The 21,896-nt window shown below is 47.8% G+C and carries 23 protein-coding genes and 1 pseudogene; 12 read left to right on the plus strand and 12 right to left on the minus strand.

Annotation, left to right across the window (positions count from 1 at the left end; translation table 11 throughout):
- Positions 1 to 2 precede the first annotated feature (2 nt).
- The 4 genes from NDK47_RS10925 (at position 3) to ltrA (ending at position 4,433) form a co-directional block, all read left to right on the plus strand.
- The gene (locus NDK47_RS10925) at positions 3 to 1,790 is read left to right on the plus strand and encodes a hypothetical protein (protein WP_251874846.1); all 1,788 of its coding nucleotides are present in this window, start codon (positions 3 to 5) and stop codon (positions 1,788 to 1,790) included.
- Positions 1,787 to 2,080, plus strand: a complete 294-nt coding sequence (locus NDK47_RS10930; protein WP_251874847.1) for an EscU/YscU/HrcU family type III secretion system export apparatus switch protein — start codon at positions 1,787 to 1,789, stop codon at positions 2,078 to 2,080. Before NDK47_RS10925 ends, NDK47_RS10930 begins: the two co-directional genes overlap by 4 nt.
- A complete protein-coding gene (locus tag NDK47_RS10935) occupies positions 2,077 to 2,466 on the plus strand; it encodes a YraN family protein (RefSeq protein WP_251874848.1) in 390 nt (129 codons plus the stop codon). The genes NDK47_RS10930 and NDK47_RS10935 overlap by 4 nt, the downstream gene beginning before the upstream one ends.
- A 701-nt stretch (positions 2,467 to 3,167) precedes the next feature.
- Positions 3,168 to 4,433 carry a group II intron reverse transcriptase/maturase gene (gene ltrA / locus NDK47_RS10940; protein ID WP_251871428.1) on the plus strand — a complete coding sequence of 422 codons (1,266 nt, stop codon included), beginning with the start codon at positions 3,168 to 3,170 and terminating at the stop codon, positions 4,431 to 4,433.
- 130 nt (positions 4,434 to 4,563) lie between these two features.
- Here the strand turns inward: ltrA and NDK47_RS10945 are convergent, their stop codons facing one another.
- The 3 genes from NDK47_RS10945 to NDK47_RS10955 all read right to left on the minus strand — a co-directional run bounded on the left by NDK47_RS10945 (position 4,564) and on the right by NDK47_RS10955 (position 6,103).
- Entirely contained in the window at positions 4,564 to 4,920 is a 357-nt protein-coding gene (locus tag NDK47_RS10945; protein ID WP_251874849.1) for a VOC family protein, read from the minus strand.
- Between the two features lie 354 nt (positions 4,921 to 5,274).
- Positions 5,275 to 5,460, minus strand: coding sequence for a hypothetical protein (locus NDK47_RS10950; RefSeq protein ID WP_251874850.1), 186 nt, complete (start codon positions 5,458 to 5,460; stop codon positions 5,275 to 5,277).
- Positions 5,461 to 5,551: 91 nt separating this feature from the next.
- Entirely contained in the window at positions 5,552 to 6,103 is a 552-nt protein-coding gene (locus tag NDK47_RS10955) for an MOSC domain-containing protein (RefSeq protein ID WP_251874851.1), read from the minus strand.
- A gap of 295 nt (positions 6,104 to 6,398) precedes the next feature.
- On the opposite strand from NDK47_RS10955, the gene NDK47_RS10960 reads away from it, so the two are divergent.
- A complete protein-coding gene (locus NDK47_RS10960; RefSeq protein WP_251874852.1) occupies positions 6,399 to 7,934 on the plus strand; it encodes a YifB family Mg chelatase-like AAA ATPase in 1,536 nt (511 codons plus the stop codon).
- Positions 7,935 to 8,068: 134 nt separating this feature from the next.
- On the opposite strand, the gene NDK47_RS27810 is transcribed toward NDK47_RS10960, so the two are convergent.
- From NDK47_RS27810 to NDK47_RS10980, 5 genes and pseudogenes are all read right to left on the minus strand, one after another.
- Positions 8,069 to 8,233 (minus strand): protease inhibitor I42 family protein, encoded by a 165-nt coding sequence (locus tag NDK47_RS27810; protein WP_407653403.1) that lies wholly within the window; start codon positions 8,231 to 8,233, stop codon positions 8,069 to 8,071.
- Positions 8,234 to 8,402: 169 nt separating this feature from the next.
- Positions 8,403 to 8,753, minus strand: a complete 351-nt coding sequence (locus tag NDK47_RS10965; RefSeq protein WP_251874853.1) for a DUF3888 domain-containing protein — start codon at positions 8,751 to 8,753, stop codon at positions 8,403 to 8,405.
- Between the two features lie 64 nt (positions 8,754 to 8,817).
- Positions 8,818 to 9,267, minus strand: a pseudogene (locus tag NDK47_RS27705) (DUF3889 domain-containing protein).
- Between the two features lie 453 nt (positions 9,268 to 9,720).
- Positions 9,721 to 10,548: a GNAT family N-acetyltransferase gene (locus tag NDK47_RS10975; protein ID WP_251874854.1), complete on the minus strand. Its 828-nt coding sequence runs from the start codon at positions 10,546 to 10,548 to the stop codon at positions 9,721 to 9,723.
- Between the two features lie 376 nt (positions 10,549 to 10,924).
- The gene (locus tag NDK47_RS10980; RefSeq protein WP_251874855.1) at positions 10,925 to 11,629 is read right to left on the minus strand and encodes a sigma-70 family RNA polymerase sigma factor; all 705 of its coding nucleotides are present in this window, start codon (positions 11,627 to 11,629) and stop codon (positions 10,925 to 10,927) included.
- A 203-nt stretch (positions 11,630 to 11,832) separates the two neighbouring features.
- Here NDK47_RS10980 and NDK47_RS10985 point away from each other — a divergent pair, with 203 nt between their 5' ends.
- A complete protein-coding gene (locus tag NDK47_RS10985; protein ID WP_251876109.1) occupies positions 11,833 to 12,177 on the plus strand; it encodes a DUF418 domain-containing protein in 345 nt (114 codons plus the stop codon).
- On the opposite strand, the gene NDK47_RS10990 is transcribed toward NDK47_RS10985, so the two are convergent.
- Together NDK47_RS10990 and NDK47_RS10995 are read right to left on the minus strand one after the other, a co-directional pair.
- Positions 12,104 to 12,391 carry a hypothetical protein gene (locus tag NDK47_RS10990; protein ID WP_251874856.1) on the minus strand — a complete coding sequence of 96 codons (288 nt, stop codon included), beginning with the start codon at positions 12,389 to 12,391 and terminating at the stop codon, positions 12,104 to 12,106. The genes NDK47_RS10985 and NDK47_RS10990 overlap by 74 nt on opposite strands.
- On the minus strand, positions 12,391 to 12,690 hold the full coding sequence (locus tag NDK47_RS10995) for a DUF2089 family protein (protein WP_251874857.1): 300 nt from the start codon (positions 12,688 to 12,690) through the stop codon (positions 12,391 to 12,393). The genes NDK47_RS10990 and NDK47_RS10995 overlap by 1 nt, the downstream gene beginning before the upstream one ends.
- 481 nt (positions 12,691 to 13,171) lie before the next feature.
- Between NDK47_RS10995 and NDK47_RS11000 the strand changes: the two genes are divergently transcribed.
- Complete coding sequence (locus NDK47_RS11000) at positions 13,172 to 13,651, plus strand: winged helix-turn-helix domain-containing protein (protein ID WP_251874858.1); 480 nt, start codon at positions 13,172 to 13,174, stop codon at positions 13,649 to 13,651.
- 5 nt (positions 13,652 to 13,656) lie between these two features.
- Positions 13,657 to 14,373 (plus strand): hypothetical protein, encoded by a 717-nt coding sequence (locus tag NDK47_RS11005; protein ID WP_251874859.1) that lies wholly within the window; start codon positions 13,657 to 13,659, stop codon positions 14,371 to 14,373.
- A 19-nt stretch (positions 14,374 to 14,392) separates the two neighbouring features.
- Here the strand turns inward: NDK47_RS11005 and NDK47_RS11010 are convergent, their stop codons facing one another.
- A complete protein-coding gene (locus NDK47_RS11010) occupies positions 14,393 to 15,055 on the minus strand; it encodes a TetR/AcrR family transcriptional regulator (protein ID WP_251874860.1) in 663 nt (220 codons plus the stop codon).
- A 267-nt stretch (positions 15,056 to 15,322) separates the two neighbouring features.
- Complete coding sequence (locus NDK47_RS11015; protein WP_251874861.1) at positions 15,323 to 16,555, minus strand: FAD-dependent oxidoreductase; 1,233 nt, start codon at positions 16,553 to 16,555, stop codon at positions 15,323 to 15,325.
- A gap of 176 nt (positions 16,556 to 16,731) precedes the next feature.
- On the opposite strand from NDK47_RS11015, the gene NDK47_RS11020 reads away from it, so the two are divergent.
- The 4 genes from NDK47_RS11020 to NDK47_RS11035 all read left to right on the plus strand — a co-directional run bounded on the left by NDK47_RS11020 (position 16,732) and on the right by NDK47_RS11035 (position 21,820).
- Complete coding sequence (locus NDK47_RS11020) at positions 16,732 to 17,094, plus strand: lysozyme family protein (protein ID WP_322112087.1); 363 nt, start codon at positions 16,732 to 16,734, stop codon at positions 17,092 to 17,094.
- Between the two features lie 371 nt (positions 17,095 to 17,465).
- A complete protein-coding gene (locus NDK47_RS11025) occupies positions 17,466 to 17,627 on the plus strand; it encodes a hypothetical protein (protein ID WP_251874862.1) in 162 nt (53 codons plus the stop codon).
- Positions 17,628 to 17,981: 354 nt separating this feature from the next.
- On the plus strand, positions 17,982 to 18,872 hold the full coding sequence (locus NDK47_RS11030) for a hypothetical protein (RefSeq protein ID WP_251874863.1): 891 nt from the start codon (positions 17,982 to 17,984) through the stop codon (positions 18,870 to 18,872).
- A gap of 35 nt (positions 18,873 to 18,907) precedes the next feature.
- Complete coding sequence (locus NDK47_RS11035; RefSeq protein WP_251874864.1) at positions 18,908 to 21,820, plus strand: DUF4241 domain-containing protein; 2,913 nt, start codon at positions 18,908 to 18,910, stop codon at positions 21,818 to 21,820.
- Positions 21,821 to 21,896: the final 76 nt, after the last annotated feature.

Below are 21,896 nucleotides of genomic sequence, written 5' to 3' on the forward strand. Positions count from 1 at the left end.
TCATGTTTTCGCCCGCACAAATGGTCCAATCTCTTATGCAGCGTTCTCATATTTCGACGGCCAAGCCGGTGGAATTTACACCTGGTCAGGTTTTCACCGGGGCGATTGTCAGAACCTATCCGGAAAATATGGCGCTGGTCCAAATCGGAGGCATGCAGCTCCAGGCAAAGCTGGAGGCCAGTCTGGAGGCGGGACAGCGCGCCTGGCTGCAGGTTCAGCCATCCAGCGGGGTGGTCACGCTTAAAGTACTGCAGTCTTCTCAAGGCGGAGCCGTAGCGGAGGCGTCGCTGGAAGGCTTGATGAAATCCCTCGGCATTACAGATACAAAAGAAAACAAAGCGATTGTACAAGCATTGGTGTCAGCCAATCAGCCGGTGAACAGGGAAATGACCCAGAGCTTTGCAGCGGTCACACAGCGTCTGGGAGGGGATCAAGGAACAGTAGACGCTTTTCTGCTTGCCTTGAAACGGAATTTGCCGATCACCCCAGAGTCCATCGCGGGGATCAAGGCATTTCTTTCGGAAAAGCCACTGAGTCAGACGATCCAAGCCTTTCTCCGGCAGGCGGACGAGTGGTGGGACAAAGGTTCAGAATCAGGCAAGGCCAATTCCAATGGAAGCGCTGCTCCGTCCACGATGAGCGGAAACAGCGGACAAAGTCAGGCAACCGATCCGCAAGGGACACAGCTGCGCGCAATCATCGGGGCACTTCGGGAAAGCTTGGGGAATCTGGCTGTTTCCTTGCCGCGGGAGGAGTTATCTCAAGCTGGCACATCTGGTGCATCCGTCATGCAAAATTCTACCCCAGGCCTCGGAGGACCGGGATTTGGTGCGGGAGCAGCATCAGCAGCGGCAGCCACGACGTTTGGCAAAGCTGGTGCGGAAGCCATGCAAAAGGAGATCACTGCTCATCCCGCTACTACAGGCAATAGCGATGCGGCTAGACAAAGCGAAATGTCTGGACAACGCCCTGGTGGGACATCTGAACCCTATCTAGGGGGATTGGAGAAGGGGAATAAGAGTGCACTTGCGGGAAAAGCAACCGGAGTCAAACTGGATGATCTGCAAGCCACCCAATCCCGCTCTGCAGAGATGAGCGCTTCTTCGGACAGCCTGCAACAAAATCAGTCGGCTTCGGCAGCACGCATAAACCACCCGATCCTGGAGATGTTCCGCCAGCTTGGATTATCTCATGAGAGAGAGGTTGCCAATCAGGTGATGGCTGGGGGGCAGGATGCCATCAAGCAGCTAGAATCCGTAAAGTCGCTGTTGCTCCAGCTCTCAAGCGGTTCCTTGGGCGGAGTACCCGCCGGATTGCGGGATGCAGCAGATGTGCTTTTACAGCAAATCACAGGACAACAGCTCATGCTGGCTCAGTCCACACATCAGCCGCTCGCCCAGGTCGTCATGCAAATTCCGATCCGGACACAGGACGGAGAGGATACGGCCTATGTGCAAATCGAGTCCCGGAAAAAAGGGGGAGGAGAGCTGGACCCGGAAAACTGTCGTTTGTTTTTCCATCTGGACTTGAGCGCGATGGGGACCACGATGCTGGATGTAAGCATTGTCAATCGGATCGTCAATATTCAGGTATTCAACAACAGCAACTGGGTGGAGCCCTTGGTCCAGAACATGCGGGATAGTCTCGTAGACCAACTGCAAGGGGTTGGCTATCAGCTCTCATCCATGCGTGTTCAAAGCATTCCGGAAGCGAAAGGGAGTGTGCAACGGCTCGGAGCCAGCAGCGGGTACATGATGAATGATTACAAGGGGGTAGATTTCCGCGTATGAGCAGCACTCCCTTTGACATGGAAAAACGTAAGCAAGCTGTGGCGCTGCGCTATCAGGCCGGGGTAATGGATGCTCCTACTGTCGTTGCCAAGGGAAAGGGCTATGTCGCAGAAAATTTGTTAAAGGCGGCAAAGGAAAATCAGATTCCGATCCAGGAGGACCCCTCGTTGGTCGAAGTGCTCGGAAAGCTGGATTTGCATCAGCAGATTCCACCGGAGCTGTATCAGGTAGTGGCAGAGGTTCTCGCTTTTGTCTACCGCCTGGACAAGGGAGGGAAAAAGAAGGCATGACGGATGCCCGCCGCGAACGGGGACAGCAGGGTGAACGCATGGCTGAGCAATACCTGATCCAAAAAGGCCTCCGATTGCAGGAACGCAATTTTCGGACGGCCCGTGGGGAAATCGACCTCATTTTATGGGACAAGGAGGTCCTGGTCTTTGTCGAGGTCAGGACCCGCAGCAGCCTGAAATACGGCTCTGCGATTGAGTCCATCACCTGGCAAAAGCAAAAGAAGCTCAGGGAAATGGCACTGGCCTATCTGCAAACAAGGCAAGAGCCCATCAGACAGTTTCGGTTTGATGTAGTGGGCATTCAGTATGGGCGCTCTGAGGGTCGTTTGGAAGGGCAGACGAATCATTCGCCCGCGATCACACACATCGTCCACGCATTTTCATGAAAAAACGGGCGCCAAATAGGCCGCCCACTGGGGATGCGTCTACAGCAGATAGCTGTGTACCGGCGTACTATGTACTGTACTCGACGCGATGAAACTCCTCCAAGCACCATCCTTTGTCCCTCGGCCCAGCCGGGGGATTTTTTTAGTGCGCCCAGCATGGGCGATAGCTATAGGGTGGAAGTCCCGAACGGGGGGTGGCTGTCCCAACCGTTAGCTCAAGGCAAGGGTGTCGACCGTGAGGTCGAATCTGAAGGAAGCCAGCGGCAAAATCCCGACCTGAGGTACACGAACCCAATTTGAGGCTGTTGTATTCGGGCGAGTCTGCTAAACAAGACAAAGCCCCATACAGCCAAGGGATACAGCAGTAAACTTGGGCAGGTACATGGGATGAAAGTTATCGTTCTTACCTGGGGAGGTCTGCATGGAACGCCTTCAACTGTTGGTAACCGCCTCCGTAAGGAGGCGCTGAACATGCAGAAGTCAGCAGAGGCCATAGTACCCGAGTAGAGGACGCTTGAATGGGGAAGGGCTGAACATCAAGTCAGCACGCGATCCATGTCTTTTGTTACGATACGTCGAAGCAGAATTCCAGAAAGGAACTACTTTTGAAGAGCAGGGGTGAAGCCCCGAGGGTACAAAAAGAGGGCTGAGTATCGTTCAGCAAACACGGAACCCGCATGTGCGAAGGAAGGAATATCGTTATGGACTTGCTGGAGAAAGTTTTATCACGGGAAAACTTACGGATGGCACTTCAACGAGTAGAAGCAAACAAAGGTGTTGGTGGAGTCGATGGTGTTTCAACCGAACAACTACGCGACTATCTACACGAACACTGGCAAACTATCCGTGAGGAATTGGAAAGAGGAACCTATCGACCTTCACCTGTCCGCAGAGTCGAAATCCCGAAACCTGACGGAGGCGTAAGGTTATTAGGCATTCCCACCGTGGTGGACCGCTTCATCCAGCAAGCCATCCTCCAAGTATTAACACCGATCTTCGATCCCACCTTCTCGGAGTCCAGTTACGGATTTCGCCCGAAACGTAGCGCCCACATGGCAGTAAGGAAAGCGCAAGCGTATATCAGGGAAGGATACAGATTCGTGGTGGACATCGATCTAGAGAAATTCTTTGATCGTGTCAACCATGATATCCTGATGAGCCGCGTGGCTCGTAAAATCCAAGACAAGCGCCTTCTAAAGCTGATTCGATCCTATCTAAACGCAGGTGTCATGATAAAAGGAATCTGTACTACCTCAAGTGAGGGGACACCGCAAGGTGGACCGCTAAGCCCACTATTAGCAAATATCTTGCTTGATGATCTGGATAAGGAATTAGAAAAGAGGGGACATCGCTTTTGCCGCTATGCGGACGATTGCAACGTCTACGTGAAAACAAGACGAGCAGGAGAACGGGTTAAGAAGAGCATGAAAGATTACTTGGAAAAGGTGCTTAGGCTAAAAGTAAATGAGGAGAAAAGTGCGGTGGACCGGCCGTGGAAACGTAAATTCCTTGGCTTTAGTTTTACTTTCGTAAAACAGACAACGGTTCGTATCCACCCAAAATCCCTTCTCAAGTTAAAAGAGAAAATCCGCACGATCACGAATCCAGTGTGGAGTATCTCGCTTGAGGAACGGGTTGAAAGGTTAAACCAGTATCTCATGGGTTGGATTGGATATTTTGCCCTTGCAGACGCAAAGGGAATCTTACAATCCATTGAGGAATGGACAAGGCGTAGGCTCCGTCTTTGCTTGTGGACGCAGTGGAAACGAGTGAGAACCAGATATCGAGAACTCCGTTCTCTTGGTATATCTCACACAAAAGCAATTGAAATTGCAAACACCCGCAAGGGGGCATGGCGTACTACAAAGACTCCGCATATACACAAAGCCCTCGGCATTGCCTACTGGCAACAACAAGGGCTCAAAAGCTTAACACAGCGATATTTTGACATTCGTCAAGCTTGGTGAACCGCCGTATACCGAACGGTACGTACGGTGGTGTGAGAGGACGGGGGTTAGCCACCCCCTCCTACTCGATTGTCAGTGACCTTGATCATTTCACGATTTACTACAACCGCCCTAAAGAGAATGGACCGTTTTAACATTTGCAAACCATTAGAACATTGCCATCCGGGTCTCGAAACGTAAACCAATGATCATTTTCGATACCAGTCAATAATTCCACGTCTTTTTGCTTCAAATCGTGATAAGCGGCTACGATATCATCTGTATTGAAATGGAACAAAGGTCCGTTTCTCCGAGATTCCGCATCAAAAATCCGGCTATCCAAAACCAAACCCGCATCGCCTTCCATAGGCACACAGTACAAGTGGCCAAATTGAATCTCGCCATGAGCAGGGATATTCAGGAGTCTGCAATACCAATCTCGAGCCTTTTCGATATTACGGACAGGTACAAAGACTGTACCGATGCGGTTGACAATTGTCCGCGACATATAAACCTCCTCAAGACTTTTTGGACTAGATCAATAAACACGAACGGCTTATCGCAATGATACATACAGGTCAATTTCATTTTCTTCATGGTCTGGTTTGTATCGGTGATCCCAGTATACAAAATCAAACCCGGAAAAATCATAGCCGGACTTAGAGAGCCAGTTTACCATAGAGAAAAACATAGGTATGATGTAGTTTTGATTCAGGCTCTTTGTGTGTTACCTTGGCAAATGTGCCGGCATGAACGGTGTGAGGGATCGGACTTAAGTCACCTCCAGGGATGAATCGTATTGTAATAAGGATACCAAAAATGAAACTTTTTGGATTGTGAATTCTAAAAAAACACAGACCCTTTACGAGCTGGTCTGTGTTTGAAGGACTTGATCCCAATGGCGGATCGATTTTTGCAGTTGGTTAATCTCATTCGTGATCGCACGCTGGACGATCTTCGGATAATCCTTTTTCTGTTCCTGTAAAAGCTGTTCTACATCAGCAATATATCCTTGGAGTCTCTCTTTGGCAAGCTCTTTTCTCGACATGATGGCACATCCTTCTGCTATAAATTGAAACTATCATAGCAATTTTTGCGAAAAGGTTCCATATGGAAATGAAAATAGGTTCCGGAATTGGCTAGACGCGCTCAAGCGGTCGGTGCGGCTCAGAGGGAAGTTCTACACGGATGGAATCACCAGGCCGAACCTCGCCGGAAGTAAGTACGATTCCCATGATGCCAGCTTTGCGGATAAGATTTCCCTGCTCATCCCGTCCCAGCAGCGCCTGCATGAGACCCTCCTGGAAATGATTCAGTTGGTTGCAGGGATTGCGCAGGCCAGTGACTTCAATAACGGCAGAACTGCCTACATGTAGTCGCGTTCCGGTTGGCAGGTCGAGAAGCTGGACGCCCCTGGTGGTGATATTTTCACCCATTTGCCCAGGTAGTACGTCAAAGCCCGACTCTCGCAGCTCGTCAAGAATTTCCGAATGGATCAGGTGAACCTGACGCAGGTTTGGCTGAGTGGGATCTTGAGCTACTCTGGAACGATGTTTCACCGTCTCACCCAGGTGTGCGTCACCTTCCACGCCAAGTCCGGTGAGTAGATTAATGGCGTTCTGATTTTGTTTGCTGAAAGAGTGGGTTGCACTTTTACTCACGGAAATCACGGTACCTGTCTGGTCTTTCATACGAAAGAACACCTCCATGGAGTACGATGAACGCAGGTCTTGCAGAAGAATTAGACGGAAAAGAAATCAAATGGAAAAAGAATCAATTGGAAAAAGTAGTTTGTAAAATCCAGGCTTATCTTGAGACAAAGAATCAAAGGATGGCTCTGGATACACTAGCTTAGCCTTTCAATTCATTACTAACTAATTGGTCGGCTATCAAGAGTAATGTATCAAAGTACACACGTCATACAATATTTATTTGCCAGCCTCTTCTGTCTTTTTCTACGCTGATAGCAAGAGGTGATCCCTAACTATGTACGCACGAAGTTTTTCCGGAACCGTCCACGGAATTGACGGCATGATCGTGACCGTGGAGACTGACATTGCGAACGGTCTTCCCCAGTTTGACCTGGTTGGCCTGGGCGGCTCGGCTGTGAAAGAATCGCGGGACCGGGTGAGAGCGGCTCTGCGAAATTCCGGTTTTGAATATCCGATGCAGCGAATTACCGTCAATCTGGCCCCAGCTGATCTCCGCAAAGAAGGCTCAGGGTTTGATCTGGCGATCGCGATGGGCATACTGCTCGCTTCCAAGCAGATCCCCAAAAGAGAAGAAGCGATTCTCATGTTGGGAGAGCTGGCACTGGACGGCTCCTTGCGACCAGTGAGCGGTGTTTTGCCAACACTGCTACAGGCACAGACAGAAGGGTTTACGCATGTTATTCTGCCGGAACAAAATGCAGCAGAGGCGAGGCTTTCTGATCTAACTGTCCTGCCCGCTGCCCATCTTGCCGCTGCTGTCCAGTATTGGACAACCTCTCTGAATGAACCTGCATTCACAGATGAGGGGGAGAGCGTTCCTGCGGCGAAAACGACGACGCTCGACTTTTCCTTCGTGTACGGGCAAACCTTTGTCAAAAGGGGGCTGGAGGTAGCAGCTGCCGGCTTTCATAATGTAATCCTTGTCGGGCCGCCTGGATCGGGGAAAACGATGCTTGCGACTTGCTTGCCTTCGATCATGCCAGAGATGAATATGGATGAATCTTATGATGTGACCAAGATATACAGCATCGCAGGTCAGATAAGTGGAAAGACGGGCTTGATCCGGGAGCGTCCGTTTCGTTCACCGCATCATACGGTAACGATGGCGGCACTCGTCGGAGGCGGAGCCCAAAGCCCGCGGCCAGGAGAGTGCAGTCTCGCACATGGCGGCATCCTGTTTCTTGATGAGTTGCCGGAGTTTTCGCGATCTGTTCTGGAGGCGCTGAGACAGCCATTGGAGGCAGGGGTTGTGACGATTGCCCGAGCGAAGAATGTTTTTACTTTCCCGGCTCGCTTCCTTTTGATTGCTTCGTTGAATCCTTGTCCCTGCGGCTTTTACGGCTCCAAGGATCAGCGTGAGTGCTCTTGTTCGCCCCTGCAAATTCAGCGCTACCGGGCGAAGCTTTCAGGACCGCTCCTCGATCGCATAGATTTACATCTGGAGGTGCCTCGGGTGCCTGTTCATCTTCTGAATCAACGCAGCATGTCGGAATCGTCTGCGGCCATCCGCACCAGAGTAGAGGCAGCAAGAACGATCCAGAGCAAAAGGTTTGGTCATCGTGCGGCATTTCCTTTCAACAGTTCCATGACTGGAGAAGAGCTGCGCCGCTACTGCATGCTGGACAAAGAAGGGCAGGAGCTGCTGCAAATGGCGTTTGAAACCCTTGGCCTGAGTGCACGGGCCTATGATCGGATCGTCAAGCTGTCCAGAACGATAGCGGACCTGGCAGGGGCGGAGGAAATTGGCTCAGCCCATGTAGCAGAAGCCATCCGTTATCGGGCGCTGGATCGCCAAGTTGGCGTGTCATAAGTCTGCTAATCGAGGTTCACCAACTTATCGAGATTTTTCGAGTTTTGTTAGCGCTTGGCTTTTCGCTTTTTGAGCGTATAGACCTACTGAATCAAAACAAGGTAAGACCTGAATTGAGCGCATTCTCGTTCATATCAAGGGCGACAGAATTTAAAGGAGAGGCTGGTCACACCTCGCTGCAAGGGCTGAAATTCCCAGATTTGTCTTCCGCCTTGGCCCACTTTTGCAGGGGGTGAAGGCGGTTGATAGGCAGTATTCAGCAGGGAAAGAAAGCGAGGATCAGGTGCATTGGAAAACATCCATTAACAGCCGGCAGAGGGACAAGTGGGCAACTTTTTTCAAAGGTCCATCTTATGGGTCACAGTTAAGAGATTAGCCTGATTGTTTTTTATGTAGCGATTAACGATGGACGAAAACAACATGATTAATTGTAGAAACTGTACGAGATTTGGGGTTTGTTTGAACGAATTAATTATTCCATCTGATTTTATAACTTAATACTTCGCCCGACGGGAGGTCGATGGTCATTGTCTCGAAAGCGCGTGGAGGATTATGGGCTCCTTCAAATGTCTCAACACGAACTGTTACGATGAAACGAGTAAGGTTTTTGGGATCAGGTTGTTTTACTTCCAAGATTTCCTCTTTACCTCTAGTCCATAAACGATCTGTCCCATGCGAACGGACGGCGTTTCCGATCTTATCTAACATCGCTTCTATAAAGGCACGTCTCAGTAAGTCGCAATCAACTTTCCTTTCAGTAGCATATACAGGTTTAGAACAGATTAAAACCGTTAAAATGACTAAAATTAATTTTTTCATGGAGAGTACCACCTTCTTTCTTGATAGCTATTCCAACTAGCTAAACCAGTTATTTAATAGCAAATTAATACTGTGTTTTGGGTTCTCTGAACTGAATCGTTTGGATTCTCTCTGTTTTTGAATCGAATGTTATGATTACCAGCACACCCCACTCTTTATTATCTTGTCTTAACTAAAGTTTAACGGTTTCTTTCGATCTCTTTGCATCTATCACATCTCGTCCAATGTATTGGTAATCAATTATTTTAGCCTTTGGATAGCTTTTCTTCATTTCATCCATGGCAATTTTCCCCCACTTTGCATGCGGAGGAATTTCATGATTTTGTGCAAGCGAAATACCTGAAAATGATATAAGAGAAAAAACTAATAATAAATGAATGAAAAGCTTACGCACAAGGCCACCTCCTTCTTTAAAAGTATTATTTGTGAAAAAGAGAAAGTCTAATCGGTTTAACAAATAAATGCCCCTTCTTTCTAAGTGATAGGCTGAATCAAACCTTCGCAGGGTAAGCATATTGATTGATGAAATTTCGGAAATATTCGTACCCAATCTTGAACCTATTTTGGGAGGACTATTTAGACAAAAAAACACTTGGGGAGCAAAAAGCAGACAAGGATGACCGAATCAGAAGTCCTTTTGGGCTCCTTTTAAATGCCTACCTAAAAAAAGTAAAATTATTATTGCCGAAGGTAAATTGGGTAAACCTGTAACTGAATAAGAAATTACTTTTTGCAATATTTGCTGGAACGGTCTCCTATTAAATAAAACTACAGCACTAGTTGGTCCGGGTGATATATCCCGGACCAGCTTAGAGTAAAACAGCAGTCTTTCAAGATCAGTTGAGGATTCAAAACGTGATTGAGAATCTATTCCGCTTCGAGACCAAAACAACCTCTCGGAATATCTCTTCCCAACTCTGAACTTGTGAACTATATTTAATTCATAAAGGAGTCTGAAGGTATTGACTTAAAACTCAAATTCAAAGGTCTTGCGTTTGGATGCAAACTCAAACCCGAGTTTCGCCCCTAAACGAAGAGACTCCTTATTCGTCTCGAGTGTCGACCAATGGGGGGTTATTCCACTTGCAAGGCAATGCTCCAAATACGCGGCGCAAGCTAATGTGGCAAAACCCTTATTCATGTCTTCGTCGTTATAGGTTTCTACACTAATCTCATGATCTTGGACATTCACACAGCAGGAAAGGCATGCGCTAATGATACGGTCGCCATTCACCACGCAATAACCTAAACCTTTTGTAAGAAAATCGTCCGTCGAGTACCAAAATTCGTTCAACACCTCTGAGAGGATTTCTTCCGAATCGTTCTCGATCGTTGCTTTGTCAATTCGTCTAATCGCATACCCCGTAGGTAACGGTTTAAAGCCACTCTTGAGCGTATGAAAACGGTCCGCGTTGAATGTGTGGTACCACTCAAAATCTGTCTCGTATTCCCGATGGGAAATAGCTTTCTCAATTACTTTCTCCCAAACTTCATCACTTGCCACGGCGAGGAAATAAGTGCCGCCGCATGATTCCAACGTATCAAATTTCAGTTGGTTGTCGATAAAATCCGGCAGCAGCCGAAAAAAGTCTTCGTTCGTATGATCTCCAATAAACATCGAGATCGTTCCGATAACATCGATCATAGCCGTGCGCGGATGCTCTGGGTTGTCCACGTAAACGGTGCCACGATTGTTGCCGTTCATAATCGCATTTAATGTCAGATCATTTTGCTGCTCGTTTTTTAACAATGGCTTTATTTTCTCATGATCGGTTATATCAAGTTTGTAGATCACGTTAGCGCTCCTTCTATAGCTTATTCTTCAGAAAACATTGTTTGATTCCGCCCGGAAAATCGTCGAGAATACCAAAAACCTATGGCCCACCACAATCATTGCCTTACCGTATCCCTTGCCACGATAATCATCCGCAATCCAGAACATATCGTTATATAAGCAATAGTTGTTTCGAAAAGATGCCGCCAACCACTCGTCCAGACTTCTCCTTCAAGAATAAACAGACGTCATGCTCTGGTTTTTTGAGCAATCCTTGCGACGATTTTGCATTGTACTCGTACAATCTGTCCGCTATAAAGTCGTAATCTTTTTCATCGTAGTCGTAACTTATTTTGTCACTCGGTCTAACAAGAAACCTTCCATAGAAGCATCTCCTTCATAAGATGGACAAAACCGGTTCTAAGTTGTACAAGCCAAACCGCAGAGCTTTGGTCTGTAGCTTTCTTGGTAAGCAGGAAAGCATCGCATCGATTCGTTCACACACCACGTTGGGTAGCAAAGGAATCAGGTTATTTCGTCGACGCTCCTGCATTAGAGTCGGGTCATACATCATTCTCCTGTCATGTGGGGATTCAAGAATTTCCGCCAGCAGCTCGCGGGCCCGGTGCAGCCGGGATTTTATTGTGCCTTCTGGAACGCCAAGCCTTTTGGCGATTTTTTTGATTGGGGCATCCTCATAGTAATAAAGCTGGATGACGTTTCGAAGGTCGTCCTCCAAATACGCTACCGCTTCTTTCAACTCAATTGCCTCGTAAGGAACGTTTATGGGTATACAATCCCATTTGGATTGTTCGATGATGAGCATCCTTTTTTGTGCCCGCAACAACTGGATGCATTCGTTAATCAGAATACGGGATAACCATGATTTAAAAAATGCGGGTTCTTTCAAGGTGCTTATGCTCCTAAACGCTTTAAAAATCGTTTCCTGTACTGCATCGGAGCAATCCTCGTCGTGATTCAGGTATGTACGTGCCAAGCTGTACAGATAATTCTTATGAGCAAGAATCAGCCTGATGAAGGCATCGGTGTCTCCACGCATGGCAAGGTCGACATCCTGTTGAAAATCGTATGTATCGGTCACATTGTCAAACCTCCTATTCATGTGCTTGATTTTTGGTACTATAAGTTAAGATGTGGAAAGGGGCTCTTTGGTTCATCAAAAACAAAAAAATTTGAAAGAAATTCATGAGTGACTGATACATAGTGATTACTCAACTGCATATTGATACGTTTTCCGCGTAGTTAGCGAGAAAAGGTGTGCAACTTAATTATTTGTTGCAAACGGTGATTTTCACGCCCATTTTTTATGGGTACGGTTTTGGGCTATTTGGAAAACTGGGCTTACTTTCAGGTGTTTTACTGTCCATTGGAATATTTGTATTTCAAACTATAGGTAGCTACTGGTACATGAAGCTTGGTTCGCGGCAGTGTATGAAGTCTGCGTCGGCGATCCGATCAAAGTGGTATACGAGTTCGAGAAAAAATTGCTCTCTCCCATATGTCAAAATGATGTTGACGTCGTTGTCAGCACACTCATGCCGAACTAATTACAACTTTACTCGATATCATGCAACTCCATTTTCTCCAACTCTTTCTTTCTCTTCTTTTTCAGATCCTCTCTTCCGTTAAGCCACATTCCCAATAGAAAAACCAACCCGGCTACAGCAGCTATAATAATGGAAAATGTGATTTCCTTCCCAAATCTTTCGGGTAGCCATATGAAGATAAAAACCACATATAAAGCGGGTAAGACAGCTCCCCAGTAAACATTTGTTCTTCGCGATAAGAAAAATTGAACTACTAGTACTCCAATTGCGATCAGCCATCCATATACCTGAAACATTAGCCATCCGTCCTTTCATTTCTATATTTGTCGATAATCAATTTTGCGGTTTCTAAACTAAGCCGTTCATCGATGACCATATTTTTTATCATCGTTACGAACTCCACATCTTCTGTTTTGCTATGCAATTCAATTTTCTGGATCAATTTATCCAACCTTGCCCTTACTGTTGGATAGGAAACATCATAAATTTTTGCGATTTCTTTTAATGACCCGGAATTAATGACAAATTTTCTTATAAATTCAACGGATTCTTTATCCAGAGATAATATCCAGGCCGGTACATCTTCACGATTCATCTTTTCACCTCCTGATTATTAACTATATTAAATTAAAAATAAACTATATTCAACAAAAACTCCATTTTATTTATTTGTTATTTTGACATCTTATCGGCAAACAGAAATGTAGGTAGGGTTCAGAACCAATGAATGGATTGGAGTCGGAACAAATCGTGGACCTCTTGATAGCTCCGATGGGTATATCGACGATTGGCATGATCACTTCATGGCCTGGAATAAAGGTGATATTTACCTTGCATGTAATTTTGGGGAAGAGAATCCACGGGGAACGCATATTTTTTAGGTTTCTAGGGAGACAGAACGTGGACGGTATACATTGACATCGAGCGAATAGCAACACTTCCTAACTTTGATAGTGAAAAAACAGAATCCCGTGTCAAACCGTAGGAATTGAAAGCAATGATACAGACAATGATTATGTGGATGGGACCTATACGTTTGCCATGCAATTTAGAAATTCGTCAGGAAAGTGGGTAGATTGGAATTCATCTGGTTCTTCGATGAAGTGTTTTCCCGTCAATCCGAAACGATGCATCAATTTTTGCTTCAAACTTCGATTTTAGGGCGGATGACAGGCGAACTCTGTCAGGCGGTAACCGGCATAGCCGAGAGTGATGCCTATCTGCAACGGTTGGAACAGAAGAGTCTGTTTCTTGTGGCTTTGGACGAGGGGAGGGAGTGGTACAGGTACCATCATTTATTCCGACAATTTTTGACGGCGCAACTGAAAATACGCGAGCCGCGGCAATGGAAAACATTTCACATGGCAGCGGGAAAATGGTTGGAAGAGAACGGTTATCCGCATGAAGCGGTGGATCATTACCTTGCGGCTGCCGGTTACGAACATGCGCTTTCATTAGTAGAGACGATTGCGAAGGAACTGATGGCCAATGAATGGACGACGCTTTGCAGGTGGCTTAGCGCTATTCCCGACACGCTGTTATTTGCCAGCCGATGATGCTTTTGACAAAACTCGCTTCCCAGTACATGTCTGGGCATGTCGAAGCGGCCACAGACGGGTATTGGCGAGCGGTTCGCAGGCTGGATGAGGACACAGATCCCCTTCCTCCTGTTGAAGCCGAAACATTACATGCCGGACTCGCTTTTCTGGCCGCATTTCGCACGTTTTTGGATCGGGATTATGAATATGCCGTACAATTTTCACAGGAATATGTCGAGAAACATCCGGAAGGCGATTTTTTCATTGGGTTCGGAAGCGACGGGGATGGCTATCATCCGGTGTGGGACATCTACGTGTCGGATGACAGCCTTCGACTGGCGGAACAGGTGTTAACGCCCTTGCTGTCGATTTGGTTTGGAACCCGAAATGTGCTTTTTGTTGCTCATTTATATATCGACTTTGGAAAAATGCAGTACGAACGAAATCGCTTGGTCGAAGCGGAAAAGGTTATGCGCCAAGTCTATCATATTGGAAAATTGCATGACAATATAAGCCTGGCAACCATCGCGGCGCTATGGCTTGCCCGCATTGCCGCCGTACAGAGAGACGAGGAGACGTCAAATCAAATGTTGCAAGAGTTAGCCAAACAAACGTCCAAGATGGCGAATCCCCATTTGTCCGGGAAAATCGCCTCGTTTCGAGCCATGCTAGGCAGGCCCGGAGCTACCCGCACTTGTCGAATAAAAAATGGTCTCTTAAAATGCTCGGCCATCGAGTAGTAACGAAGATCATCCTTGTCTACGTGGTCCCTCGCGAGGATTCGATCACTCTTTGCTCTATCCCGTCCAACAACAAAGCGATTCCCGATTCGAACATCTCGTCAGATCCGATTAAATTGAATAGCCCGGCATCATGCATTCGCTCGATCAGACTGAATTGGGAGAGATTGATTTCGGAACTGCTCTCGCCCTCGTCTTCAAGCGCCAAATGCAACATACGCTGTTCGTACTCATCTATGGCATAATGGATCACGAAATTGAACACATGGGACACGTACGAAAACTTATGCTTGTCCGATAACTGCGTCGGCTCGATCATTTGCAGCAGGCAGTCGAACAACTGCAAATAATCGGACTCGGGACGCGACTTTATGAGAATTTGGGCAGAGCATGGAAACTTTTTCAGCTTCTGACGGATGACTTGTATGCTTAATACCAGCCGTTCCCTCCAATCTCCGGTTTCAGGAAGATCGCGGATGATCTCTCGTGCGACTTCGTTCGCAAGTGCCTGGAACAAAATTTGCTTGTTCTTGAAGTACCAATAAATCGTCGGCGCTTGAATATGAAGTTCTGTGGCGAGATTCCTCATCGTAAATTGCTCGATGCCTTCGGAACCAAGCAGCTTCCACGAAGCTTCCATAATCTTCTCTTCAGATATATGGGGTCTGCGCTTTTGCTTCATCCTGTCACTTCCCAACGCTTTTCTTTTATCTCTTAATTATATCTTAACTGGGTTTTGGTTTGAAAGAAACAAACTCAACACCAGCGCGGCGAGAGACAAGACAAAAGGGATGAAAAACGTATGGCCGAAAGCATAGCTTAGCGCCGCGTGGTCCTGCTGAGACGAGAGATTCTCTGTTTGATGGGACAAGTAAGCCGTTAGTATCGTAATTGAGAACGCGGTGAAGATTAACCTGGGGTTTAATAATTTGAGTTAAAACAAATGTAACTAATCTTCGATAACCATATCTTCATCCGGCAACGGCTTTTGATTAAACATATCGGCACCAGCTTGCGAAGATAGACGAACACTCCTCATGCCGCGCTGAATGGCGGGTAATTCATAATCCCGAAGTGCGTCAAGCAATTGCTTATTTCCGTTTTTCACTTGAACCAATTCTTTGGATAGCTCGCTTGCGTCAAACAATGCCGCATTTGCCCCGGTACCGGCAGGAGTCATCGGATGAAGAGCGTCGCCCAGCAATACGACCTGCGTCGTTTCCTTCCACGGCTTGAATGGCATCACATTACGAAGATGATAAACTGCCGTTAATTCGGGTTCGGCCAACTCAAGCATGCGTTTGACTTGCGGATGCCATTCCCGGGTTCTTTCTTGCGCGAGTTGCAACAATTCCGAACCGCTCAATTGGAAAAGTTGCTCATCGGGAATATGGAACCATTCCGGCGATCCGGCAAAAACGGCATAAAGATAGTCTTGTTGCGGAGTGATTTTCACACGAGGCGCCAACGTTTCCGGAATCTTCTCTAAAGGCTGTTTGAAGGCCATATCATCTAGGAGCAACATGCCCGGAGCTTCTCCATCCGGACACCCGATACCTCGCATTTCTTTGCCGGTGAGTAAATTCAATTCCTCTCTACGATGTTCGTCCAGAAATACCTTGGTATATAAAACCCTTCCTCCTGTATCGAAAATTTCAACCCCAGGCTTATATTGATTCCGAACCTTGGACGCACCGCCGTCAGCTCCCACGAGTACATCTGCGTCAATATGCTCCCCATTGTCAAACCATGCTCTAATTTGCCCGTTGTCCAACTTCTCGTAGTGCGTGAATCGGTAGCCAAAATGAATGTTTTCATCCAATTCTCCAAGCAGTACTTCTCTAAAGGTAAACCGATTCACGGCAGGCTGAACCTCATTAGATTGTTTGTTCACTCCTTCTGGTCTTCTGTCCGGTTTTAAGGAGTGTGCGTCGAGGAATACAGGATGGCTCGTAGTGTAAACTGCAGTCGAAAGATGGAGCTGGTATAGATGACTCGGTAAGCAATTTCGAAGCGCGGTCGTACCGTCAGGATTCAATTTAATACGATATCCTGTTTGGCGAAATGAAGATGACTGCTCTCTTTCGTAGACATGAAAGTCGATATTGTTATTCTTTAGACTTTGGGCCAGAGCAAGCCCGCCAAGTCCGCCTCCTATAATAGCTACAGAAATTTTACGCATCTCTTCACCAGCTCCTCTAACATCATTAGATTTATCTTACAAAGTTATATTAATGCGCACTTAAGTATCTTGTCAACTATTAAACTTAAACGCAACAACTCGATGTTATGTTACTGAGCATTTTGCATAATTCTTAAGTTAATTGCAGCAATTCAGGTCGTGCTGATCATTGCGCGATGTGGGGTCATTTTTTCCCGATATTGTTCACGGGCGGCGGAAGCATCGGCTACCGCTTTTTGGACGGAACGATTTCGCCGCTAGGGGAACGCGAAAATTCCGGCAGAAATATCCCCATCTATAAAGCTGCCGAAGCCAGGTACGGCGTTCCGTGGAATTTGCTTGCCGCGCATCATCGAGTGGAGACGGTATTCTCTACGCTACAGCCCATAATTTCAAGCATCGGGGCAGAAGGGCACATGCAGTTTATGCCGTGTACGTGGGTAGGATGGTCGCATCCCTCTTGTTATAGCGCAGGGCGAGGGAACTTTACAGAAGAAGAGAAGACGAGCTTGGCCATGATCGCAAGGTATGGCGGATAAGGCGTCGACGCAGACCGCGACGGCTGGGCGAGCATGAACGTTTAACATCTTTTCTTTATTGTCCTTATATTTTGTACCGATTTCTGTTGCTGTGTATAATTAAAATGGAAACGATCGGAAACTGCCGGGTCGATCAAATGGAGAATACCAGGCAGTTTCCGACCAAATCCTCGGCGAACGGAGAATGTATATACACCATTACAATACATCCGATATGATTGATCTGCTGAAACGCGCCTATTGCGGCGACAGCGAAGCGTCCGCTGCCCTTCAAGCCTTAACGGTCCCCATACGCTTTCGCACCCGACTACTCGGTTTTGATTGTGGTACAGGACAAACATGCGACGCAGGACGACAACGGGCTGGTAAGAATGCTTGATAAAGCGCCGGAAGAGGGTAGCTGGCGCAAACAAGCGGCAGATATTTACCAGTGCGACGAAGAAAGCACGTCCTGGGGCAGTGTGCCGATCCCGTCCCGTTTTGTGATTCGTGAAGTAAAATACGTCTCATATCGGACGCGGGGGAAACGGTAGCCGGTACTCCGGCTCAAATCATGCGAACGATGTTAAACGTCTCCTATACGTTTAACGGCGTACCCGAAGACGAAATCGGACGATGCTTCCAAGCCATCCCCAAGGCGGTCGTTCCCCCGCGAGTTCCCCAAAAGACAGCGGCAGATAATCCCCCGATTCAGGACGGGCTTCTGGGGACAGTGTCATCTATTCGCAAGTTGTTGCTGATTCAAGCTCTTGTACGACTGGCATGCCGCCGACTTGAATCGAGATAGTCGGCCCCAAATGACTCTCTTCCACTATTTTCTTTAAATCATTATTGAAAATAGTAATAATTCTGACCTTATCTGACAAATAGAAAGGTTTGACGCTGTGATGGGTATGCACGAAATTGAAGGCGCAGTCGAAGGTGTTGTTCTTGTTTTGGATGAAAGTCCTCTCAGCAAGGTATTGGATATGCGCTCCATTTGCGATTCCCTGGCTCGTTTTGTGGTAAGATGGGACGCTTCATTTCAACATTTTCACGTTCTCGCGCCTTTGCTAAAACACAGGTATACTTATGTGTTTCCGGTAACGGAGCACCCCGAGTATGAGCAGCATAAGGCGTATTTTGATGGGTTGAGAAAACAGGAGTTTCTGTTGCGTCATCCCGACCGCGAGTGGGACGGGGAGACGAACCCCGAGGTGGGCATCTATTGCCATCCGATGGAAGCTTGGGGAGCGAATTATTTGGACCAAATACCGGATCATCTGCGAAATGTCGGCATGTTGTATTTTGATGCAGGCAGCGAACTGTGGCGGCTGTTTGTAGACGTCGGCAAATTGACCGGCAAAGACGCGGAACCGCCTCGGGAAATTCCTTTGGAAGAGATCGTCAGTATGACGCTGACGGAAGCACGCAAGCAAAATCATACGATCCTGATCAGTATCTGGTATCCGCTAATGGCGGCTTATGCCATCTTGAATGCGATGGATAAGGACTGGCAAGCCAGGCGTACGGAAATCGGCATACCACAGGATAGCTGCAGCGCCCAAGCGATAATGGCAAATCCGCATTTTCAAGCGATACGGAACGTAGTGATTGAAACTCGCGCTTTCGAATACAACAACGATTACGGCCTTACCCGATTGCCAGCCGAGAAGGAGTTTGAAACGGGATTCGAAGTACTCGACGATAGTTTTACGGAACAGGGTTGGGGGCAGTTTCTCGACTGGTGGTATGAACCTCTAAAGAACATGTATGCGGAAAAACGAAATCAGGCGTAGCTATGCATCCTAAATCAGCACGGAGGTGTGGAATTATGGATATTCGTCATCAAATGATTCCGTTATTGCAGGTGAAGGACAAGCTGCCAAGCGATAGCTTGAATTATGCCTGGATCGAGCGAAGGCCGGAAAGAGCGGAATGCGGGCTTGTCGCTTACTTTTCGGGGGATACCGAACTGGAAAGCCTGAATCTGGACTCGCCGTTCGGTAACGAACGGATAAGTCTAATTCTGGTTGACGGCAATCTTACGGTAAAACGTTACATTTATAACGAAAATACGGACGGTGCCGCGGGACTGATCGTGAAAGGGCATCTTTCCGTCCAAAATATGGTGGTGGGCGGCCAAGAAATATATGTGAGCGGCAGTCTGACGGTACAGGAACTGTTTTGGGGCGATTACAATCACGGCGATCTTACCGTAAAAGGAGATGTGAATGCGGCGGTCTTTGCCGAAACAGACGAGTATCACGTGAATATTGCAGGATCACTGAATTGCAGGCAGGATCTTACGCCATGGGATAGTCACGGGGACTGGCAAGGTTTGGACATGGAGGTGCTAAAGAGGTGGCTGGTCGAGGAACTGTATACTGCAGATGAAGAAGAATGTTGGCTCACCCGGGGAAGCGATGTGCTACAGCTCCTGAAAGCCGGGAAATCGCTGCTGAAGGAACAAAGTGAGGACTCTTTGCCTCGGCCCGAAGATGATTTGCATAAGCTGCGCGAGACGGTCACCGTACAAGCGATCGAAGACATTTTGGCTCTGCCGCTCGTGCAAGAGAGGTACAACGACTATTACGATACGGACAAGAACGGCTATTGGTACGGAAGCCTGTTTTTCGGCTTTCGCCTGCCGGAACAAGGCCCGACCGCCCGCGTTCTGGTCGGGGAAGAAACCGTTAATGAAAACGGCGAAGATGTTTTTTTCTTTTTCCACTACGATATTGCTGTTGACGAACAGGGAGACAAAATGGTCGCCCTGTATTACCAGGAAGGCAACGGGCATGAAAACGAATTAAAGCCGCTGCCACCCGACGACACGAATGCGCTGAAGAAAGCTCTTCATCATTTCAAGCGGCTTGTCGCAAAGGTCCGGTTCGATAACAAACAATACGTGCAAAAGGGAGACCGTCAAAAATCCGAGAGCGATGCACTGGAGATGAAAAAGGAACAGTATATGCAGGCGCTAATGGAGCAGGAGGATCTTGTCGATCGGACATGCATGCTGCTTGGACATACTTTCCGCGTCATCACCGTCAAACAGGCGGACCGTCTTTTGAACGCGATCGTCCACCCCGCGCACGATACCCCACTGTACCACATACTGAACAGCGCTTGGTTGCATCTTGCGGACGAGCGGCCCATTTATTATTTGCTCTCCGAAGAGAATGTGCATCTTCAGCGGCTGGATATGACCCAGTTGGCGGAGGAAGCGGACAAGCTCCAGTTTACCATTGCCGGATACGTCTTTGCCGCGAACTTAACGGTAGACACCTTCATCGAAGCTTATGATACCGATTATTCGCCGCCGATGGCCGTATTTGGCGATCTGACGGCAAGGAACATCGCTTTATGCGGAGCCACCTTCTATGTCGGAGGGAATGTAAAATGCGAATGCTTGTACGGATATTACAATCATGGCCAGTTGGTCGTGGCCGGACGATTGGAAGCCGACGCTGTCATTGCCGATGATTTCGTTATGCATATCGGGACAATCGGCAGCAATGTGCTCATATCCCGCAACGATATTTACGGCATCGACAAACTGGAGAGCGAGAGCGGCTCAATGATCGAACGATGGACGCTGTATCCTTCGACATACCGGGCCAAAGACGTTCTGCATGACGTTCTGGTTGATTACGATGCCTCGCCGGACGGACTTTGGCCGGATAGAAGCATGCTCCTCGACCGTTTTGAGAAAGGAGGATCGGTGATCGACTGGGAGAAGCTGGAGCAAACCTATGCGTCTTTTACCGACGAGCTTCCTGCTGCTTTTGACGAGATATTTCATAGCGGGGGCCCGAATGGTAAGAGTCTTTACAAAATCAAAGTGGACGATGCCGGGAGCTGCTATTTCTACCAAAGCCACGAACAGGATTGGAAGCAGGTAGGATTTATCGACGGCCCGCAATTTTATATTATGAGAATCGTTTGGTATATAGAGGAAAATCAGTGGCAGATGTTTTACGATGTCTACAATGGGCAATGGGAGATGCAGTGCCAATTCCAGACCGCTCCGGAGGATAGCTATACGTCAACGCTGGCTGTGAAAAAAAGGTTCCGCGAAGCGTTGCAAGCTTTGCGCAGCCAGAGAATGCCGGAAGCGAAGCTGCTTGACGTCTTGTACATGGGGGAAGGCCATCCTGATGTGCAGCAAGTCGTTCGGTTGCCCGATCTATACGTACCTTCAGGCAGCATTGTCGCAGCCGATCCACTTGCAAACATGGAGAGACCGGCATTTGCCCGCCGGACGCCTGTCGGAACGTTTCCGGTCTATTTGTATATAGAGCGGCAATACAACCGGATCTGCTGCGCCGAAATCCGCTTTTCCGAAGATGAGATCGCGGCTTGGGAAATGGCGGTGCTGCCCGGACAAAAGGTTGAAGAACTGAAGGCTGGCGAAATATTTGGCTACCCGGTCGATGCAGGCCTCGGGTGCTTCATGGATAAGGAAAGCGCGCATCAGTTCATGAAGCACCAACAGCAACTGGCGGAGCAGCTCGGCGAAGCGTACGACAATTATTATGACGATTATCTAAGCGAGCTGCTGGAGGGGGATGAAGCGGTCAGTTCAGATTACTGCAACGCGATTCCTTTTTCGGGACAACCGTACAATGCCGCCGTGTTCAGATCCGGATGGGGCGACGGGTTCTACGCTTCCTACTTCGCCCTGAACAAAAATGGTCAAGTTGTGCGTCTCATCACCGATTTCGCTTGCCTGGAGGATTGATTTCCGAGGAGCAGGGGGAGAAGGAATGTTTAAAATTATGCCTATTTATATGCTGTTGTTTATACTATTCATTTCA

Source organism: Brevibacillus ruminantium, assembly GCF_023746555.1.
Lineage (GTDB): Bacteria > Bacillota > Bacilli > Brevibacillales > Brevibacillaceae > Brevibacillus > Brevibacillus ruminantium.

What these genes read in the sequence shown, in the direction of transcription:
- NDK47_RS10925 (WP_251874846.1), top strand. Translation starts at nt 3, where the DNA reads ATGTTTTCGCCCGCACAAATGGTCCAATCTCTTATGCAGCGTTCTCAT.
- NDK47_RS10930 (WP_251874847.1), top strand. Translation starts at nt 1,787, where the DNA reads ATGAGCAGCACTCCCTTTGACATGGAAAAACGTAAGCAAGCTGTGGCG.
- NDK47_RS10935 (WP_251874848.1), top strand. Translation starts at nt 2,077, where the DNA reads ATGACGGATGCCCGCCGCGAACGGGGACAGCAGGGTGAACGCATGGCT.
- ltrA (WP_251871428.1), top strand. Translation starts at nt 3,168, where the DNA reads ATGGACTTGCTGGAGAAAGTTTTATCACGGGAAAACTTACGGATGGCA.
- NDK47_RS10945 (WP_251874849.1), bottom strand. Translation starts at nt 4,920, where the DNA reads ATGTCGCGGACAATTGTCAACCGCATCGGTACAGTCTTTGTACCTGTC.
- NDK47_RS10950 (WP_251874850.1), bottom strand. Translation starts at nt 5,460, where the DNA reads ATGTCGAGAAAAGAGCTTGCCAAAGAGAGACTCCAAGGATATATTGCT.
- NDK47_RS10955 (WP_251874851.1), bottom strand. Translation starts at nt 6,103, where the DNA reads ATGAAAGACCAGACAGGTACCGTGATTTCCGTGAGTAAAAGTGCAACC.
- NDK47_RS10960 (WP_251874852.1), top strand. Translation starts at nt 6,399, where the DNA reads ATGTACGCACGAAGTTTTTCCGGAACCGTCCACGGAATTGACGGCATG.
- NDK47_RS27810 (WP_407653403.1), bottom strand. Translation starts at nt 8,233, where the DNA reads ATGTTTTCCAATGCACCTGATCCTCGCTTTCTTTCCCTGCTGAATACT.
- NDK47_RS10965 (WP_251874853.1), bottom strand. Translation starts at nt 8,753, where the DNA reads ATGAAAAAATTAATTTTAGTCATTTTAACGGTTTTAATCTGTTCTAAA.
- NDK47_RS10990 (WP_251874856.1), bottom strand. Translation starts at nt 12,391, where the DNA reads ATGTTTCAGGTATATGGATGGCTGATCGCAATTGGAGTACTAGTAGTT.
- NDK47_RS10995 (WP_251874857.1), bottom strand. Translation starts at nt 12,690, where the DNA reads ATGAATCGTGAAGATGTACCGGCCTGGATATTATCTCTGGATAAAGAA.
- NDK47_RS11010 (WP_251874860.1), bottom strand. Translation starts at nt 15,055, where the DNA reads ATGAAGCAAAAGCGCAGACCCCATATATCTGAAGAGAAGATTATGGAA.
- NDK47_RS11015 (WP_251874861.1), bottom strand. Translation starts at nt 16,555, where the DNA reads ATGCGTAAAATTTCTGTAGCTATTATAGGAGGCGGACTTGGCGGGCTT.
- NDK47_RS11020 (WP_322112087.1), top strand. Translation starts at nt 16,732, where the DNA reads ATGTGGGGTCATTTTTTCCCGATATTGTTCACGGGCGGCGGAAGCATC.
- NDK47_RS11025 (WP_251874862.1), top strand. Translation starts at nt 17,466, where the DNA reads ATGCTTGATAAAGCGCCGGAAGAGGGTAGCTGGCGCAAACAAGCGGCA.
- NDK47_RS11030 (WP_251874863.1), top strand. Translation starts at nt 17,982, where the DNA reads ATGGGTATGCACGAAATTGAAGGCGCAGTCGAAGGTGTTGTTCTTGTT.
- NDK47_RS11035 (WP_251874864.1), top strand. Translation starts at nt 18,908, where the DNA reads ATGGATATTCGTCATCAAATGATTCCGTTATTGCAGGTGAAGGACAAG.